The following is a 1,308-nucleotide window of genomic DNA, read 5'->3' on the forward strand; positions in this document are numbered from 1 at the left end:
GGTTCTTCACGGATTACCGGGAAAGACGCTCTTGATCTTCATGAAAAAGAATTCGCTGTCCCGGTAACCGTACGCCATCCGCTTAATGACCTTGATTCGATTGTTGATGCCTTCCAGCTGGCCCGTATGCATCGGCCAGCGAACCCGGCTGACGATGCCCCGCCAGTAACCCTTTAGTCGCTTTGCGAACTGGATCAGAGCCGGTATTCCACTTTCTTGAGCATGGCGCAGCCATTGCTGCCAGGTTGATCGCCAGCCCCAGGCGGTGCTCGGCGTCCACAGCGTTTTGAGTTCAGCCTTCATCAAGTAGACCGTCATCAACGCTTGGTTCGCCGCCAGCAGATCCTCCAAACGGACCTGTTGCTCCGGCGTTTTCAGGTTCTGCGGGTTGCGCAGCAACAGCCATCGCGCTTGCTTGATGACCTTGCGCGCAGGCTTGTCGTGACGTAGCCGATTAGCTTCGTCGACGCGGACTCGATCAATCACCTCTCGGCCATATTTGGCCACCACATGAAAGAGGTCGTAGATCACTCGCGCGTTCGGACAATGCTGGCGAACCTCCAGGTCAAAGGCGGTGTTCATGTCCATCGCCACCGCTTCGATGCGCGCGCAACCTTCTGGCCCCATTTCTTCGAAGAATGGCCTGACCGCCGCTCGGCTGCGGCCTTCGCCGATCCACAGCACGCGCCGGGTATCCGCATCCAGCACGACGCTGGCGTAGCGATGCCCCTTGAACAGGGCGAATTCGTCCATCACCAAGCGCCGGGGCTGCGCCTTCGGCAAAACACTCAACGCCGCGTGCAAGGCTCGACGCTCCAGCAACCGCACGCTGTCCCAATGCAGCCCGAACAGTTGCGCCACATGCAGCGTGGGCAGGCGTTCGCAGGCTTGAATGACGGCCTCGGCCAGGCGGCGCGTCATGCGGGCATAGCGATCCAGCCAACTGACGGCTTCCATGCGTTTGCCGCAATCACGGCAGCCCACACGTCGGAGCAACACGCTGAGACGCACCGCACGGCCGAGGATGGGCAAATCACGAACGGTTCGCTCGCAATACTCATGCGTGGTTGAACAGGGTTTTTGGCACCCGCCACAGGATGGGAACCGGGTGGCGTGAGGAATCAGATCGATCTGTAGAGCGTCACCATCGGGTTTGATGGTGACAACAGAAAAGCCCTCCCAAAAAGGAAGGAAAGTATTAATATCGCGCATAAGAACGCCGGTTTGTTAGATGTGTTTGCTCGCACGAACATCATCAACCAAATCGGCGTTCTTGTTTCTGTGTTTCCCGGGATTCCGTGAAGAACC

Annotated in this window: 1 protein-coding gene; it reads right to left on the bottom strand. The window is 58.3% G+C overall.

Features of this window, described 5'->3' with window-relative positions; all coding sequences use genetic code 11:
- Positions 1 to 6: 6 nt before the first annotated feature.
- Positions 7 to 1,212, bottom strand: a complete 1,206-nt coding sequence (locus KGA81_RS29930) for an ISL3 family transposase (protein WP_223551291.1) — start codon at positions 1,210 to 1,212, stop codon at positions 7 to 9.
- Positions 1,213 to 1,308: the final 96 nt, after the last annotated feature.

Origin of the sequence: Pseudomonas sp. A-B-19 (assembly GCF_019947515.1) — a bacterium.
Classification (GTDB): domain Bacteria; phylum Pseudomonadota; class Gammaproteobacteria; order Pseudomonadales; family Pseudomonadaceae; genus Aquipseudomonas.